Genomic DNA, 16,059 nt, shown 5'->3' on the forward strand with positions numbered 1-16,059 from the left:
CATACGTAGTATTTCGTAAAGGGGACAATTTTTGCCATGCGAGTGACACCGCTTGATTATCGACAGGCCTTCGAGATGGCGCCCGTGGGCCTGGTGGTTTCGCACCGCCGCATCATGATCGACTGCAACGAACAGGTCTGTTCCATGTTCCGCACTTCGCGCGAGCTGATGATCAACCAGTCCTTCCAGATCCTCTACCCCAGTGCCGACGAGTTCGAGCGCCTGGGCCGGCGCATTGCCCCCATCATGGGCGCGCAAGGCCTGTATTCGGACAACCGCATCATGAAGCGCGCCAACGGCGAGATGTTCTGGTGCCATGTGATGGGCCGGGCCTTCAACCGCGACGATCCGCATGAAGGCGGCGTGTGGAGCTTTGAAGACCTGAGCGCGCTGCGCCCGGTGCGCGCCGAGCTGACGGCGCGTGAGCGCGAGGTGGCCGCCCGCCTGCTCGAGGGCATGACCAGCAAGGAAATCGGCCGCTGCCTCGATATCAGCCACCGCACCGTCGAGATCTACCGCACCCGCCTGATGCGCAAGTATGGTGCGGAATCATCCGCAGCACTGGTGCAGAAGCTGCTGGCCGGTGGCAGCTCGCTCGATATCGTGCTGGGTCCGGACGAGGCTTGATCCAAGGCCACCAGGGCCCCTCTGCAAAACGCCCTGCCGTGGCCTGAACACGGCTTGGGGCGATCCGCTGCTTTGTCTTTTTTGATCAGTGCAGCTTCATGCGACCGGACACACGCTGCTGCAGCAGCCGCGCCAGGGCCAGCACCGCTGTCTTCACCGTGCCCAGAATGGCGCGGTGGTGCATCAGGTGCAGCGACATGTACATCCACTTGGCAAGCAGCCCCTGCACAAAGAAGTTCTTGCCGGACAGGCCCCCCATCAGGTTGCCCACACCCTTGTTGTCACCCAGCGAGACCAGCGAGCCAAAATCCTTGTAGACAAAGGGCTCGTTGAAGCGCCCTTCCTTCAGGGCGGCATACAGCACCTGGGTCAAATAAGTGCCTTGCTGGTGCGCGGCCTGCGCACGGGCGGGTACGGTCTTTCCATCTACCCAGGGCGTTGCTGCGCAGTCGCCCAGCGCATAGACCTGGTGCGCACTGGTACGCAGATGGTCATTCACCACCAGCTGGTTGATGCGGTTGACCTCCAGGCCCAGCAGCGCATTGCGGTCGGCTGCCTTGATGCCGGCAGCCCAGACGATCAGATCTGCCGAGACAGGGCCATCGGGCGTGATCACTTCGCCCGGCTCCAGTGCCTGCACCCGGGTGCCCGTCATCACGCGAACCCCCTTGCGCTCAAGCGCGGTGGTGGCCTGCTCCGATATGCGCGGTGGCAGCCCACCCAGAATGCGCTCGCCTCCCTCGATCAGGTTGATCTCCAGCCGAAAGCGCTGGTTGCTGCCCTGGCTCTCCTGCAGCATGCTGTGGGCCTCCAGCAGTTCGGCCGACAGTTCCACGCCGGTGGCGCCCGCCCCCACGATGGCCACCGACAGCGAGCGCGGTTCTGCATACGAGGCGTGGGCACAGGCACTGAGCCAGTCGGCATGGAAGCGCTGCGCGTCGCGCACGCTTTCGAGCAGATAGGCGTTCTCGATGCCCGGCGTGCCAAACGAATTGGAGCCGCTGCCCAGCGCAAGCACCAGGTGCCGGTAGCCAATGCTGCGCTCGGGCACCACTTCCTTGCCCGCTTCATTGGTGATCGCCGCGAGGCGAATGCATTGCTGTGCGGTGTTCAGCGCGATGAACTCGCCCATCACAAAGCTGAAATGGTTGCGCCGGGCCAGCACGGTGTAAGAGAGCCCCTCCTGGTGCGCGTCAAGCGTGCCTGCCGCCACCTCGTGCAAGGTGGGCTTCCAGATGTGGAAGGGCATCTTGTCCACCAGAAGCACCCGCTCGCGCCCTTCTCGCGCCCCCAGCTTGCGCCCCAGCTGTGCGGCCAGTTCCAGCCCCCCGGCGCCGCCGCCCACAATTACCACGTCATAGTGCATCTGCCACTCCTTTGCAGGATCTCCGGTACGGTCTTTCAATCACAGCTTGAACCGTAGCTTAACTTAAGTCAAATTTAACATACATTCTTGAATGTATATACAAAAAGACGACGTTTCTGCCTATACGATCTGGCGTATAAAGGCAGCAGATACCGCCCAGACAACCCGCGCCCTCAGCGCTGTACTCGTCGCGCTGAGAGGAGTTCAGCCAAGCTGGCATATGCAGTTCTGCCCATACACTGGGCTGGTTTCCATCCCGCCCTGCCCGCGGCATTCCTGCATCTATCCACTGCCTGCCATGTCGTCCCATCCACCGCCCAGCAATCCCCTGCCCCTGACACCACTGGCGCCCAATTTATGGAGCGTGCAGCAGCGCATCCGTGTGCAAGGCCTGCCGCTGCGCACGCGCATGACTGTGGCCCGGCTAGCGGACCACCAGCTATGGCTGCACTCGCCCGTCGCGCCCACACCGCAACTGCGCGCCGCACTCGATGCCCTGGGCAGCGTGGCCTGGGTAGTGGCCCCCAACCGCATGCACCACCTGTATGCAGGTGACTGGCTGCCGTTCTATCCAAAGGCGCAATTGTGGGGCGCGCCTGGGCTCGCATCCAAGCGGCGCGATCTGCGGCAGTTGCAGACCCTGCCAAAACAGCCGGGCCCACCGGGCCAGTCGGACGATTCCGCCACGCCCTCCGCATGGCGTAATCAGTTGCAGATGCAATGCGTGGGCGGCATTCCGCTGCTGAACGAATGCGTGTGGCTGCACGAGCCCAGCGGCAGCCTGATCGTCACGGATGTGCTGCAGTACTACCCGCAGGATCTGTCGCTGTCGGCGCGCCTGTTCAACAGCCTGAACGGCACACGCAGCCGCCTGGCCATGCCACGGGCCGTACGCTTTGCCATCCGTGACCAGGCGGCCGCGCGCGCAGCCGCACAGCTCATCTGCAACTGGCCCGTGCAGCGCATCGTGCTGGCGCACGACACGGTCATCGAACAGCACGCCGCCGGGCAGTTGCGCGCCGCGCTCGGCTTTCTGCTGGACTGATGGTTGGCCAAATTGCTATCCAATCAATAGCTAAATGCGCCATCTGCACTAGGCCACCTGCAAATTTCTTTGAAGAGTAAAGAGGCTTTCAAGAAACGCGAAAGCTCTCCAGGTGGATGCTGGTTTCGCTATTGCTGATGCCCTTGATGAGCCGGATGCGCTCCAGCACGCGCGAAAGCTCCTCCAGGCTCGCCACCTGCAACTCGGCCAGCAGATCCCAGCGACCATTGGTGCTGTGCAGCGCCGCCACGCCAGGCTCGCCCAGCAGCGACGCCATCACCCGGCGCGTGTCGTTGCCCACGATCTCGATGCTCATCCAGGCTCGCAACACCTCGGGTTGCACATCGGGGCGCAGACGCACGCTGTAGCCCACGATCAGGCCTTCGCGCTCGAGCCGCTCCATGCGGTTGGTGACGGTGCCGCGTGATACGCCGAGCTTGCCGGCCAGCGTGGCCACGCTTTCGCGTGCGTTTTGCCGCAGCATGCTGATCAGTGCCTGGTCGGTTTTGTCAATTTGCACAATGAGAGCCTACATTTTGCTTCACAGGCTGACATTTTCTACCACTTTTTGCACTTTGCTTTGTTTTCGCCCTGCGCCACACTGGTGTCAGCCGCCAGTGCCCATGTATTGGGCATCAAAAGCTATAAAACAAGGAGCAAACCATGACCAGCACAAGCAATAACTACACCGCAACCGTTGACTTCCTCAGCACTGATGCTGCCGCCGAACTTGTGCGCCGCGTAGGCCTCACGCCGCTGCTGGCAGGCCTCGTCGCTGCCCTGGAAGAAGACTTTGCCCGCTGGCAGGACTTCGACAAGACCGCGCGGCTTGCCCAGCACACCCGCGACGGCGTGATGGAGCTGATGCCCGTGGCCGATGCCGACCACTTTGCCTTCAAGTACGTCAACGGCCACCCCAAGAATCCGCAGCGCGGCATCCCCTCCATCATGGCGTTTGGCGCGCTGATGCGGGCCGATACCGGAGCGCCGGTACTGCTGTCGGAGCTGACGCTGACCACCGCCCTGCGCACCGCCGCCACCAGCGTGATGGCCGCCAAGCGCCTGGCGCGTGCCAACAGCCGCACCATGGCCCTGATCGGCAACGGCTCGCAGAGCGAATTTCAGGCACTGGCATTCATCGGCCTGCTGGGCATCGAAGTGCTGCGCCTGTTTGACATCGACCGCGCCGCCACCGACAAGCTGGTGCGCCACCTGCAGGCCCATGCACCGCAAGTGCAGGTGACGGTATGCGACAGCGCCGCGCATGCCGCAGACGGCGCCGATATCGTGACCACGGTGACTGCCGACAAGACCAATGCAACCATTCTGACCCGCGCCATGGTGCAGCCCGGCATGCATCTGAACGCCGTGGGCGGCGACTGCCCGGGCAAGACCGAACTCGACGCCGCCATCCTGCCGGACGCCAGTGTGTTTGTGGAATTTGCGCCGCAAAGCCGCATCGAAGGCGAAATCCAGCACATGGCCCCTGACTTTGCCGTGACCGAACTGTGGCAGGTATTGCATGGCAAGGCACCGGGTCGGCAGCGTGATGACGAGATCACCGTGTTCGATTCCGTCGGCTTTGCGCTGGAGGATTACTCCGCCATGCGCTACCTCCACGCCCTGGCTCAAAAGCATGGCGTGCTGCAGCCTCTGCTGCTGCTGCCACAATTGGCCGATCCCAAGGATCTGTTTGGCGTGCTGCACACAGGCAGCCCTGCCCGCAACCCATTGAAAACGACTGCCGCAACCGCTTGATATGCACAACTCTACTGCCATCAGCTTGATAGGAGCACCCACCGACATCGGCGCCGGACGCCTGGGCGCCGCCATGGGGCCGGACGCGCTGCGCGTGGCGCAGCTGGGCCCTGCCCTGGCCGAGCTGGGCTGCGAAGTACGCGATGTAGGCAACCTGGCCGGGCCCGCCAACCACCGCCACCCGCGCGATGCGGCCCACGGCAACCTGCGCAACTTTGAAGAAGCCGTGGCCTGGAACCAGACCGTGCACGATGCCGTGCACGCCGAGCTGGCCGCAGGCCGCATGCCGCTGATGCTGGGGGGCGACCACAGCCTGGCGGTGGGCTCCATCAGCGCGGTGGCGCGCCACTGCAAGGCTGCAGGCAAGCGCCTGTATGTGCTGTGGCTCGATGCCCATGCCGATTTCAACACGCCCGAGACATCGCCCTCCGGCAACATCCACGGCATCCCCGTCGCCTGTCTGAGCGGCCTGGGCCCGCGCGAGCTCACCCACCTGGCGGGTTTCGCACCCGCCCTGGGAGAGCAATCGCTCTGCCAGATCGGCCTGCGCAGTGTGGACGATCAGGAAAAGCACCTCATCAAGACCCACAACATCGACGTGTTCGACATGCGCGCCATCGACGAGCTGGGCATGCGCGAGACCATGCTGCGGGCGCTGGCGCCGCTGCGCAATGCCGACCCGGCCACCACCCACCTGCACCTGAGCTTCGACGTCGATTTTCTCGATCCTGAAATCGCCCCCGGTACCGGCACCACCGTGCGCGGCGGCCCCAACTACCGCGAAGCGCAGCTGTGCATGGAGATGATTGCCGACACCGGCCTGCTGGGCTCGATCGATATCGTCGAGCTCAATCCAGCGCTCGACCTGCGCAACCAGACGGCTGAACTGGTGGTCGATCTGGTGCAGAGCCTGTTTGGCAAGAGCACCCTCGTCAAGGACGTGCGCAGATAGGTTCCCAGGCTTTCCACAAACACTTTTGATCGGCCGCAATGCGGCCGTTTCCATTGGGTGATAAGCGAATCCATGGCGCCTATTTGCACAACCCCAGCGCTTGATTTTCTTAATGATGCACTTGGGTATATTCAATCGGAAAAGCGCACACCGAAAGCAGCTGCAATCGCATAATGAACAGCAACCAATGGCACGGAACACCTGCCCGCCATTGCCACGTTGCTGTCGCCGCAAGGCCGTCAGTGTCCTGCAAGTTTGAACCGGAGAACTCCCCATGACGACTGAATCCAAGTGCCCCTTCCATAACGCCCAGCAGACCCACAGCGGCACAACCAATAGAGATTGGTGGCCCACTGCGCTGCGCGTGGATCTGCTGAGCCAGCACAACAGCAAAAGCAACCCCATGGGTGCCGGTTTCGACTATGCCACGGAGTTCGGCAAGCTTGACTATGAAGGCCTCAAGCGCGACCTGCGGGCGCTGATGACCGACTCCCAGGACTGGTGGCCCGCCGATTTCGGCCACTATGGCCCGCAGTTCATCCGCATGGCCTGGCACTCCGCCGGCACCTACCGTGTGCAGGACGGCCGTGGCGGCGCAGGCCGTGGACAGCAGCGCTTTGCACCACTCAACAGCTGGCCCGACAACGTCAACATCGACAAGTCGCGCCGCCTGCTGTGGCCCATCAAACAGAAGTACGGCAACCGCATCTCCTGGGCCGACCTGCTGATCCTGTGCGGCAACGTGGCTCTGGAGAGCATGGGTTTCCGCACCTTCGGCTTTGCCGGCGGCCGGGTCGATACCTGGGAACCAGACCACGATGTGTACTGGGGCGCCGAAAAAGAATGGCTCGCTCCCACCAACAACCCCAACAGCCGTTACAGCGGCGAGCGCGATCTGGAAAACCCGCTGGCTGCCGTGCAGATGGGGCTGATCTACGTGAACCCTGAAGGGCCGGACGGCAATGGCGACCCCATTTCGGCCGCCCGCGACATCCGCGACACCTTCGCCCGCATGGCAATGGACGATGAGGAAACCGTGGCCCTGATCGCTGGCGGCCATACCTTCGGCAAGACCCACGGCGCGGGCCCTGCCAGCCACGTCGGCAAGGAACCCGAGGGTTGCGACCTCGAAGCCCAAGGCCTGGGCTGGCAAAGCAGCTTTGGCACCGGCTCCGGGCGCGATGCCATCACCTCGGGCCTGGAAGTGACCTGGACGCAGACCCCTGCGCAGTGGAGCAACTTCTTCTTCGAAAACCTGTTCAAGTACGAATGGGTGCAAGAAAAGAGCCCTGCAGGCGCCATCCAGTGGGTGGCCAAGGATGCGGACGATGTCATCCCTGACGCCCACGGCGGCCCCAACAAGAAGCCCACGATGCTGACCACCGATCTGTCGCTGCGCATGGACCCGGCCTACGAGAAGATATCGCGCCGCTTCCTGGAAAATCCCCAGGCCTTTGCCGAAGCCTTTGCCCGCGCCTGGTTCAAGCTGACCCACCGCGACATGGGCCCGGTCAGCCGCTACCTCGGCCCCGAAGTGCCGAAGGAAACCCTGATCTGGCAAGACGTGATTCCCGCCGTCAAGCACCCGCTGGTCAACAGCGATGATGTGATGGCCCTCAAGGCCCAGGTGCTGGCATCGGGCCTGACCGTGCAGGAACTGGTGGGTACCGCCTGGGCATCGGCGTCCACCTATCGCGGCTCCGACATGCGCGGCGGTGCCAACGGTGCGCGCATCCGCCTTGCACCGCAAAAGGACTGGCAGGTCAACCAGCCAGAACAACTGGCCAAGGTGCTGTCCGTGCTGGAAGGCATTCAGCGCGAATTCAACAAGACGGCAGACGGCGACAAGCGCATCTCCATGGCCGACCTGATCGTGCTCGCTGGCAATGCAGGGGTCGAAAAGGCGGCTGCCGATGCTGGCGTCAAGGTGACCGTACCTTTCAGCCCTGGCCGAGGTGACGCCACCGCCGAGGAAACCGATGCCGACTCCTTCAAATACCTGGAGCCCAAGGCAGATGGCTTCCGCAACCACCTGCAAGGCCCGCTCCCTGCTTCCGCTGAATCTCTGCTGATCGACAAATCCCAGCTGCTGAACCTGACGACCCCTGAAATGACCGTGCTGATCGGCGGCCTGCGCGCCATCAACATCAACACCGGTGGCAGCCAGCATGGCGTGCTGACCCACACCCCCGGCAAGCTGACGAACGACTTCTTCGTCAACCTGCTGGACATGGGCACCCAGTGGAAGGCGCTGGAAGACGGCACCTACGAAGGCGTGGACCGCAAGAGCGGCACCAGGAAGTGGACCGGCACCCGCGTGGACCTGGTCTTTGGCAGCAATGCCATCCTGCGCGCCGTTGCCGAAGTCTATGCCGAAGCTGGCAACCAGCAGAAGTTCGTTGGCGACTTCGTGGCAGCCTGGACCAAGGTGATGGAGCTGGACCGTTTCGACCTGAAGAAATAATTCCGCAACCCCGGCCGGCGCCTTGCGCTTCGGCCAGCCTTCAGAAACGCCCGATCCGGGCGTTTTTCATTTGCCGCGCATCCGCAGTTCCGCTCACCAGGTACCGGGCTCGCGCACCATGTGGATGATGTTGGACGGGCTGGTAATCCAGCCTCCCTTGAACCCCTCCGGCAGCGGCTCGATTGCATCGCAGCGGGTCACTCCGGCCCGTGCCAGATGCGCGGCCGCGTCCTCAAAACTCTCGGTGAACAACTCCAGCCAGATTTCCGCCTGGCTCATCTGCGGCGCCTCATCGATCCAGAGCCGGTTGGGGCCCAGCGCAAAGCCCATGGCCGGAGCTTTTTCGGTGATTGGCACGAGCCCCACCACATCGCGGTAGAACGCGAGCGTCGCCTCGTACTGGTGCGATGGCACTTTCATCGCGATATCGATTCCGCCGTAGAGATTGGCAGTCATGGCTTTCTCCTTTGTCTGTGCCTCCCCTCACCCGTGGAATACAGGCAGCCCGGCCTTGCGGGTTTTCGGTCACTTCTATAATCCAGCCTTCACCATACACCGTCAGAGGTATCCGTCCCATGCGCCATTGATGCAGCCGTTCACACAACGGCAAACCTCCACTGCCCCCACAGCGCGGGGAGTTCTTTGCATCTCTGGAATTGGCATGGCGATTTCTCACCTCTCCCTGGAGGGCGTTTCGTACGTCCTCCCCAACGGTCAAGCGCTTTTCTCCGACCTGACCGACATCTTTGACACACGGCACACCGGCCTCGTTGGCCGCAATGGCTGCGGCAAGACCATTCTGGCGCGCGTGCTTGCAGGCCAGTTGCAGCCCTCCAGCGGCCGCTGCGTGCGATCGGGTAGCGTCTACTACCTCGAACAGCAGGTTCGCCCGGGCGCGGCCACCACGGTGGCCGACCTTGCGGGTGTGCGGAAGGTGTTGGATGCCTTGCAGCGCATCGAGGCGGGCAGCTCCGCGCAGGCGGATTTCGACGCGGTGGCCGACCAATGGGACATGGCCCTGCAGTTCCACCAGGCGCTTGCGCTGCAAGGCCTCCCGCACCTGCAAGCCGATACGCCAGCCCTTGCGCTCAGCGGCGGAGAAACAATGCGTGCGGCATTGGTGGGCGCCCAGCTCTCTGGTGCGGATTTTCTGATCCTGGACGAGCCCAGCAACCATCTGGACCAAGGCAGCCGCACGGCATTGGCCGCATGGCTTGCGCATTGGCCGGGCGGCCTGCTCGTCATCAGCCACGACCGGCAACTGCTGGAATCCATGGACCGGATTGTCGAGCTGTCTGCGCAGGGCTTGCGCAGCTACGGCGGAAACTACCTGTTCTATGCCCAGGCCAAGGCGCAGGAACAGCAGAGTGCGAACGCAGAACTCGATCGCACCAGGCTGGAGCGCAGGCGCACGGAGCAATCCATGCGCGAACAACGCGAGCGCCAGGAAAAGAGACTGCAACGCGGAGCCCGAAGCGGCAAACAGGCCAACCAGGCCAAGATCCTGCTGGACCGCCAGAAGGAGCGCAGCGACCACTCAATCGGCAAGCTCCACAGGCAGCACGCGGCCACGCAACGCGAGCTTGCGCAGCGTGTACGCGATGCCGCCGCCCAGGTTGATGGCGACCTGCACATTCACCTGCAAACGCCGCTGCATGCTGGCGTCTCCCAACGCCACGTGGTTGTGCTGGATGGCGTAGCACTGCCATGGGTGGCCCCTGCCACCCGGCAGATTGATCTGCTGGTAACCGGGCAGCAGCGCATCGGCCTGCAGGGGCCCAATGGCTGCGGCAAGTCCGCCTTGCTCCAGGTACTCGCAGGCCGGATCCAGCCCCAGGCCGGGGTTTGCACGGTGACAGAAAGCCTGGCCTATCTCGACCAACGGCTGGATACGCTGGATGTGCATCGGCCAGTGCTGGAACAGTTGCAGCAGGTGAGCCACCGCCTGAGCGAGAGCGAGCTGCGGATGCGGCTGGCGCAACTGGGCCTGGGCGCCGACCGGGTAACGGTGCCCAGCGGCGTACTCAGCGGTGGCGAACGCCTCAAGGCGGCACTCGCCTGCATCCTCTATGCCGATACGCCGCCACAATTGCTACTACTGGACGAGCCCAGCAACCACCTCGACCTGCCTGCCTTGCAGGCGCTGGAGACCATGTTGTCTGGCTACCAGGGCGCGATGATTGTGGCATCGCACGACCAGATTTTCCTGAACAATCTCCCATTGACCGATATGCTGCAAGCAACCAGTGCAGGTTGGCGGCTCTTCAGTGCCGATACGCGGCAGGACCGGGATCGGTGAATGCTTCTTTCGTGCGGAAGGTTGGGCCTCACCGGGTGCAGTGGTGCCTGGTCGGTCGCCACCGGGCTTGGTGAGGCTCCCGCTGATCTCAGTGGGGCAGTTGGTCCGCATCCATCGCCACTTGCAGGTGCAGGATGGTGAAGTACAAGGTCACATCCCCTTGCTTGTCGATGAAGGTACCGGCTGCGCGCTGCAGGCGGGCTGCGATGCACAGGCATTCGGTGGCCTCGGGGCGGCCGCCGGGGATGCGCGCCGTGGTCAGCAAGGCCAGATGGTGCTCGCGGCCAAAGTCGTGCACTACTTCCAGGGCCTCGCCGTGCTGGCGCGGAATGGCCTCGTTGGCCCAGCTCCAGACAAAGCCGCCTTCGCTGTCGCTGGTGGTGCCCACGAGGCAGACCGTGGCGACCACCTCGTGCAGGGGGCCCTGCAGCACCAAGGTGGCGCTGTCCAGGTCCCAGCGGAAGCTGGGGGTTGCCTGCAGGCCGAACTGCTAGGGCCATTGGGCATTGCGTGCCACCATCATCTCGACGGCCTCGCGGCTCCATGCGGCCCAGTCGGTGTCTTTTTCTGCTTCACTCATATGCTGTCTGTTGCTGTCCATTGCGCTTCAATGGGTGCTATTGTCGTCCAGCAAAGGCCCACCCCACATCAACGGACAGCCGGCAACCCGCAGGCGTTTCAGTTCAGACCGAGCATGCCGCGCAGCTTGGAGAGGTCTTCGGCCAGCGTGTTGACCTTGCCAGCCAGTACCTTGCGGTCGCGCTCACTCAGCTTGGTGTAGAGCTCGAAGCTGCCATCGGGCTTGCGGTATTTGGCCAGCACATCGAAAACGGTCTTGAAGTTGGCGGCTGTCTTGTCGGCGAAGGCCTTGTCCTTTTTCTCGACCAGGGGGCGCAGCAGCTCGAATATCTTGTCCGCGCCTTCGAAGTTGGCCTGGAAGTCGTCCAGATCGGTGTGGCTGTAGCGCTCTTCCTCGCCCGAGATCTTGGTGGCTGCCACCTCCTCGATCAGCACGGCGGCGCCACCCACCACCTTTTCCGGCGGGAAGGTGAGCGTGGTCACGCGTTTTTGCAGCTCCTTGCAGTCGGCCAGCAGCCGGTCGGCCACGGGCGCGAGGCCCTTGGTGGATTTTTCCACCCACAGGCCGTATTCGATGCGGTGAAAACCGATGAAATCGGGGCTTTTTTCGCCCTGCTCGTGGTCGTCGGCCCGTGCGTCGATGCTTTTATCCAGGTCGGCAAACAGCTCGGCAATGGGTTCGATGCGCTCATAGGGGCGGCGTACCTGGGCATAGAGCTTCTTGGCTTCTTCGATCTTGCCGGCCTTGACGGCGTCGGTGAAGGCCTGCACGCCTTTGACGAGTTCGCGCAGATTAGTGTTGACGTACAGCTTGTACTCGGCCAGCGGCTTGACCAGTTCGAGGGCCGAGACACCGTCGGCCGCCCACGCGGGAATGACGGCGGCGGACGCACCACCAAAGAGCGCCAGGCTTTGCAGGAAGTGACGACGTGCGAGCATGTTTTCTTGTCCTTTCAAACTATCAATTCAATAGCATCTTGCGCTTGAATGGTGTACGCAAAATGCTGATTTATTCCTCAAACCAGGCCATACCGCGAAAGCTATGCCTTCGCAGCAGCCAGGAGGCTGCGGCCGAGCCAATCCTGCGCGTCGCGCACGCCCGGCAGCACATAGAAGAAGCCACCGCCCACGGGCTTGATGTATTCCTCCAGCGGCTCCCCATCGAGCCGCTTCTGAACGGTGACAAAGCCCTTGTCCAGATCGGCCTGGTAGCAGATGAAGAGCAGGCCCATCTCCAACTGGCCGGATTTGGTGACCCCATTGGAGTAGTTGAATGGCCTGCGCAGGATGAGGTTGGCTTCGCTGCCGTGGTTGCGGGGGTTGGCGAGGCGGATATGGGCATCCAGCCGGGTCTTGTTGCCTTCGGGGTCGGCTGCGTAATCGGGCACATCGTGCTCGGTCTTGCTGCGTGCGTCGAGCGGCGCGCCGCTGTCCTTGTCGCGGCCCATGATGGCTTCCTGCTCCTGCAGCGGCGTGCGGTCCCAGCGCTCGACGAAGTTGCGGATGATGCGCACCACCTGGTAGCTGCCGCCTTCGGCCCAGGCGGGCTCGTCGCTGCCTGCCTGCACCCAGACAATGCGGCGCATCAGCGCATCGCTGTCCGAATCCGGGTTCGCCGAGCCGTCTCGAAAACCGAGGAAATTGCGTGCGCTCTCGGGCGCCTTGCCTGCGGCTGCGGGTATGGGCGGCACCGTCCCCTCCTGCTTCCAGCGCATCATCAGCAAATCCGGCAGGTTCTTGATGATGTCGCGCAACGCATGGATATTGGTGTCTGGCGTGTTGGCGCAGAACTGGATGGACAGATCGCCATGGCACAGCGCGGGCACCAGCGCATCGTTGGGGTGCTGGCGCATGGGCGTCAGGCGCTTGGGCGCGAGGCCCTGAAGGCCATAGCGCTCCTCAAACAGGCTGTGGCCCACGGCAACGGTCACGGTCAGCGCATCGGGCTGCACCACGGGCCCGAGGATGCCAGAACCGGCTGGCGGCAGTCTGGGATCGGCCACAGGCTGCGCGCCCCCTTCGGTGAGAAAGCGGATGCGCTCGGTGAGGGTCTTGAAGAGCCGCTCCAGATCGGCCTTGTTGTCGGCCAGCACATCAAAGCTGGCCACCATGCCCGCCAGCGGGCGCGGCGTGACGATACCGGCCTGGTGCGGGCCGTGGAAAGGCACACGCTGCTGCGAGGTGGTGGTGTGCGGCGCATCGGCCACCTGCGGATGCGCGGGCGCATTCGCCTGGAGCTGGGCGGCTGCCTGACGCGCCGGCACGCCCGCGAGGACCCCTGCGCCGACGACGCCCGCAGCCTCGCCCAGCCAGCGGCGGCGACCGGGGGCCGCGGGCGCCGCCTCGGCAGCGCCGGCCGATGCGTCCGATGCGGCAGTCTCAGCACTGGATTGAGAATCGTTTCTACTTTTAAAGAAAGACATGGCGGCTCTTTATTTTGTCGTGTGTTATCGGTAAAAGTTTAAGGCTGCAGACCCAAGGCCATATTGATCTTGCCCACGCTTTGTGACGCCTGGTACAGCGCCTGCGCCAGATTCTGGCATTGCACGGGGTTCAGCAGCACCCCGGGCACGCCAGCGGCCTGCGCCTCGTCGGCAGAGACGCCCTGGTCTGCCAGCAACTGGCGCACTTTGTCCAGGCTGGTCTGCAATTGCTGCAGCAGTGCCGGGTTGGCATTGGACAGCACCGGCGCCAGCAATTGCTGGGTCTTGTCTGCCGCAGCCAGGCTGCCGCGCACAAACTGCAGGGCCCAACGGCCCTGCGCGGGCGTGGTGGCCTCACCTGGAATCAGGGTGGATGCACGCTCCAGCGCCTTGGCGCTGTTGGTAGCGAGGTTTTGCGGCTGCAGTGAGGCATCGCCCAGGCGTTGGGCCAGTTGGTCCACATCCTGCTGCAGGCTGGTGACAAGCGGCAGCAATTGCTCGGCACCTTCACCCGCCTTCAGGCCGGCCGCGATGCGGTGCAGGCCGACAAAGGCGGGGTCCTTGTCACGCAGTGCAAAATCAGCGGCGCGCGCGTCAATGCGGGCATTGAGGTCGCCAAATTGTGCAGCCAGCGGCACCAGCTTCTGGTACTGACCGCGTGCCAGGGCCACCAGTTGCAGGGCATCGGCCGGATAGCCGTCTGCAGGCGCCTGCAACGCAGCATCCGCATCGCCAGCTGGCTGCAGGCGCTGCGGCAGGGCCTGCAGCATGTCCTGCAAGCTGGCCACCTCGGTCAACAGGTACACCTGGTATTCGGCCAGCGCACCGATGAAGGCCGTCACCGGCGGCTTGGCGGCTTCGGCCTTGAAGGCGTCTGACGGCGTGACGGTCAAGGTGCCGCGCGGTGCGTTGAGCAAGCCGCAGGTCATCTCGTACTGACCAGGCGCAAGGCGTGCCGTCAGGGTCTGCGACAGGCCGGGCAGGATGTTCTCGCGCTCTTCGAGCACCATCACACCGTCCAGAATCTCCCACTCCAGCGCACGCTCGCCCTTGTTGACGATGCGAAACTGCACCTTGCCCGCAGGCACGCTCACAGCATTGGGCGTACACGTACCCTGGCTGATCTCGATGGTGACCTGGGGCACATCGGTAGCGCCACCTGCAGCCGCCGCGTTGTCGACGCCTGGCCTCGCCGCAGACTGCGAGGAGCCCGCCGCCTGCCAGAAAGCCGCCGCGCCCAACACCAGCACGAGCACGCTGCCCAGTACCACGCCGCCCAGAGATGCAGGCTGCATGGCGCCTGCGGAAGGCTCGCTTTGCATCGCCATATCTGCCGCTGGCGCACCATGGGTGCGCGCAGCCGCTTCTGATTTTATAGCAGGTGCAGCTGACACCGGCCAGAAGAACACCACCAGTGTGACCGCCAGATACGCGGCCCATACCAGCACCTCGCCCAGTACCGGGGCATGCATGTAACCCAGCAGGCCGCCCAGAACCACGCCCAGCGCGCTGTCTTCCGGCAGAGTCGCGCTGCTGTCAAACACCACCTGCTGCAGATGGTTCCACACCCCTGCCTCATGCAGGCGGCGCACGGCGCCTGCCAGCAGGCCTGCGGCCACCAGCAGGATGAACACGCCGGTATAGCGGAAGAACTGGCGCATGTTGATGCGCACCCCACCCTTGTACAGGCCCACGCCCAGCAGAATGGACAGCGCGATACCTGCGAGCGCGCCCACCGCCGCGCCCCAACCCGTGCTTTGCTGGAAGATGGCCAGCAGGAAGAAGACGGACTCCAGCCCTTCGCGCGCCACCGCGAGGAACACCATGCCGATCAGTGCCCAGCTGGCGCTGCCTGTCGTAGAAAGCGCCTTGTCGACCGAAGCCTGCAACTCGCTCTTGATGGAGCGTGCGGCCTTGCGCATCCAGAACACCATGCCCGTCAGCATGCCGACGGCGATGAAGCCCACCACGGCCTCGAACAGCTCCTGCTGCTTCTGCGGGAATTCTGCGGCCATCCACTGCAGGCCGGCGCCCGCAAACAGCGACAGGCCCAGCGCAAAGAAAACCCCGGCCCAGACGGCAGGCATCAATGCGGCGCGGCCTGTATGGCGAAGGAAACTGGCAATGATGCCAACGATCAGCGCGGCTTCGATGCCCTCGCGCAGCATGATCAAAAACGGAACCAGCATGAATGTTATGGCGGATCGGCCCCGCGCCCGGCATACCCGTGGCGTGGCGGCGGCCCATGTCTTTCTAGGGTCTATGGTGCAGTGCAGCCGGCTTCCCCTTCGCAATGGAGCTGCCGACACAGCCTTGCCCATTTGGGAATGGCCTGCGCCTGCGACTCCAAATCGGGATGATTCTCAGCCACTGCAATTGGCGCACATATTACGACCAAAACACCACGCGCTCTGCAAGCGCCTCTGCCATACAGGAAGCCAGCAGGGTTGTTACATGCAAACCATACCTCTGGCACCCGCTGCAAAAGCGCAGCCAGCTCTCAAAAATATAGCGATTGTTACATATCGCCACCCGCATTCCCGGGA

The 16,059-nt window shown here is 63.6% G+C and carries 13 protein-coding genes; 6 read left to right on the plus strand and 7 right to left on the minus strand.

The window, feature by feature from the left end; genetic code table 11:
- Positions 1-42 precede the first annotated feature (42 nt).
- Positions 43-627 (plus strand): LuxR C-terminal-related transcriptional regulator, encoded by a 585-nt coding sequence (locus tag ACH2DG_RS07665; RefSeq protein WP_395025234.1) that lies wholly within the window; start codon positions 43-45, stop codon positions 625-627.
- An 85-nt stretch (positions 628-712) separates the two neighbouring features.
- Here the strand turns inward: ACH2DG_RS07665 and ACH2DG_RS07670 are convergent, their stop codons facing one another.
- On the minus strand, positions 713-1,993 hold the full coding sequence (locus ACH2DG_RS07670) for an NAD(P)/FAD-dependent oxidoreductase (protein WP_395025235.1): 1,281 nt from the start codon (positions 1,991-1,993) through the stop codon (positions 713-715).
- A 298-nt stretch (positions 1,994-2,291) separates the two neighbouring features.
- Between ACH2DG_RS07670 and ACH2DG_RS07675 the strand changes: the two genes are divergently transcribed.
- Positions 2,292-3,038 carry a DUF4336 domain-containing protein gene (locus ACH2DG_RS07675; protein WP_395025236.1) on the plus strand — a complete coding sequence of 249 codons (747 nt, stop codon included), beginning with the start codon at positions 2,292-2,294 and terminating at the stop codon, positions 3,036-3,038.
- Positions 3,039-3,126: 88 nt separating this feature from the next.
- Here the strand turns inward: ACH2DG_RS07675 and ACH2DG_RS07680 are convergent, their stop codons facing one another.
- Positions 3,127-3,552 (minus strand): Lrp/AsnC family transcriptional regulator, encoded by a 426-nt coding sequence (locus ACH2DG_RS07680; RefSeq protein WP_224152627.1) that lies wholly within the window; start codon positions 3,550-3,552, stop codon positions 3,127-3,129.
- Positions 3,553-3,701: 149 nt separating this feature from the next.
- On the opposite strand from ACH2DG_RS07680, the gene ACH2DG_RS07685 reads away from it, so the two are divergent.
- From ACH2DG_RS07685 to katG, 3 genes are all read left to right on the plus strand, one after another.
- Positions 3,702-4,796: an ornithine cyclodeaminase gene (locus tag ACH2DG_RS07685; RefSeq protein WP_395025238.1), complete on the plus strand. Its 1,095-nt coding sequence runs from the start codon at positions 3,702-3,704 to the stop codon at positions 4,794-4,796.
- A gap of 1 nt (position 4,797) precedes the next feature.
- On the plus strand, positions 4,798-5,748 hold the full coding sequence (gene rocF / locus ACH2DG_RS07690; protein ID WP_224152383.1) for an arginase: 951 nt from the start codon (positions 4,798-4,800) through the stop codon (positions 5,746-5,748).
- Between the two features lie 274 nt (positions 5,749-6,022).
- Entirely contained in the window at positions 6,023-8,212 is a 2,190-nt protein-coding gene (gene katG, locus ACH2DG_RS07695) for a catalase/peroxidase HPI (RefSeq protein WP_395025240.1), read from the plus strand.
- A 93-nt stretch (positions 8,213-8,305) separates the two neighbouring features.
- On the opposite strand, the gene ACH2DG_RS07700 is transcribed toward katG, so the two are convergent.
- The gene (locus tag ACH2DG_RS07700) at positions 8,306-8,668 is read right to left on the minus strand and encodes a VOC family protein (protein WP_395025242.1); all 363 of its coding nucleotides are present in this window, start codon (positions 8,666-8,668) and stop codon (positions 8,306-8,308) included.
- Positions 8,669-8,873: 205 nt separating this feature from the next.
- Between ACH2DG_RS07700 and ACH2DG_RS07705 the strand changes: the two genes are divergently transcribed.
- Positions 8,874-10,511, plus strand: coding sequence for an ABC-F family ATP-binding cassette domain-containing protein (locus tag ACH2DG_RS07705; RefSeq protein WP_395025243.1), 1,638 nt, complete (start codon positions 8,874-8,876; stop codon positions 10,509-10,511).
- Between the two features lie 88 nt (positions 10,512-10,599).
- Here ACH2DG_RS07705 and ACH2DG_RS07710 read toward each other — a convergent pair whose 3' ends face one another.
- The 4 genes from ACH2DG_RS07710 to efeU all read right to left on the minus strand — a co-directional run bounded on the left by ACH2DG_RS07710 (position 10,600) and on the right by efeU (position 15,702).
- On the minus strand, positions 10,600-10,992 hold the full coding sequence (locus tag ACH2DG_RS07710) for a DUF6882 domain-containing protein (RefSeq protein ID WP_395025440.1): 393 nt from the start codon (positions 10,990-10,992) through the stop codon (positions 10,600-10,602).
- A 197-nt stretch (positions 10,993-11,189) separates the two neighbouring features.
- Complete coding sequence (gene efeO / locus ACH2DG_RS07715) at positions 11,190-12,029, minus strand: iron uptake system protein EfeO (RefSeq protein WP_395025244.1); 840 nt, start codon at positions 12,027-12,029, stop codon at positions 11,190-11,192.
- Between the two features lie 101 nt (positions 12,030-12,130).
- Complete coding sequence (gene efeB / locus ACH2DG_RS07720; protein ID WP_395025245.1) at positions 12,131-13,513, minus strand: iron uptake transporter deferrochelatase/peroxidase subunit; 1,383 nt, start codon at positions 13,511-13,513, stop codon at positions 12,131-12,133.
- A gap of 38 nt (positions 13,514-13,551) precedes the next feature.
- Positions 13,552-15,702 (minus strand): iron uptake transporter permease EfeU, encoded by a 2,151-nt coding sequence (gene efeU / locus ACH2DG_RS07725; protein ID WP_395025246.1) that lies wholly within the window; start codon positions 15,700-15,702, stop codon positions 13,552-13,554.
- Between the last annotated feature and the right edge of the window lie 357 nt (positions 15,703-16,059).

The sequence above is a fragment of the Comamonas odontotermitis genome (assembly GCF_040396735.1).
Lineage (GTDB): Bacteria > Pseudomonadota > Gammaproteobacteria > Burkholderiales > Burkholderiaceae_C > Comamonas > Comamonas odontotermitis_C.

Coding starts and splice junctions, on each gene's coding strand:
- efeU (WP_395025246.1), bottom strand. CDS start 15,702: ATGCTGGTTCCGTTTTTGATCATGCTGCGCGAGGGCATCGAAGCCGCG.
- ACH2DG_RS07675 (WP_395025236.1), top strand. CDS start 2,292: ATGTCGTCCCATCCACCGCCCAGCAATCCCCTGCCCCTGACACCACTG.
- rocF (WP_224152383.1), top strand. CDS start 4,798: ATGCACAACTCTACTGCCATCAGCTTGATAGGAGCACCCACCGACATC.
- ACH2DG_RS07685 (WP_395025238.1), top strand. CDS start 3,702: ATGACCAGCACAAGCAATAACTACACCGCAACCGTTGACTTCCTCAGC.
- ACH2DG_RS07670 (WP_395025235.1), bottom strand. CDS start 1,993: ATGCACTATGACGTGGTAATTGTGGGCGGCGGCGCCGGGGGGCTGGAA.
- efeO (WP_395025244.1), bottom strand. CDS start 12,029: ATGCTCGCACGTCGTCACTTCCTGCAAAGCCTGGCGCTCTTTGGTGGT.
- ACH2DG_RS07700 (WP_395025242.1), bottom strand. CDS start 8,668: ATGACTGCCAATCTCTACGGCGGAATCGATATCGCGATGAAAGTGCCA.
- efeB (WP_395025245.1), bottom strand. CDS start 13,513: ATGTCTTTCTTTAAAAGTAGAAACGATTCTCAATCCAGTGCTGAGACT.
- katG (WP_395025240.1), top strand. CDS start 6,023: ATGACGACTGAATCCAAGTGCCCCTTCCATAACGCCCAGCAGACCCAC.
- ACH2DG_RS07705 (WP_395025243.1), top strand. CDS start 8,874: ATGGCGATTTCTCACCTCTCCCTGGAGGGCGTTTCGTACGTCCTCCCC.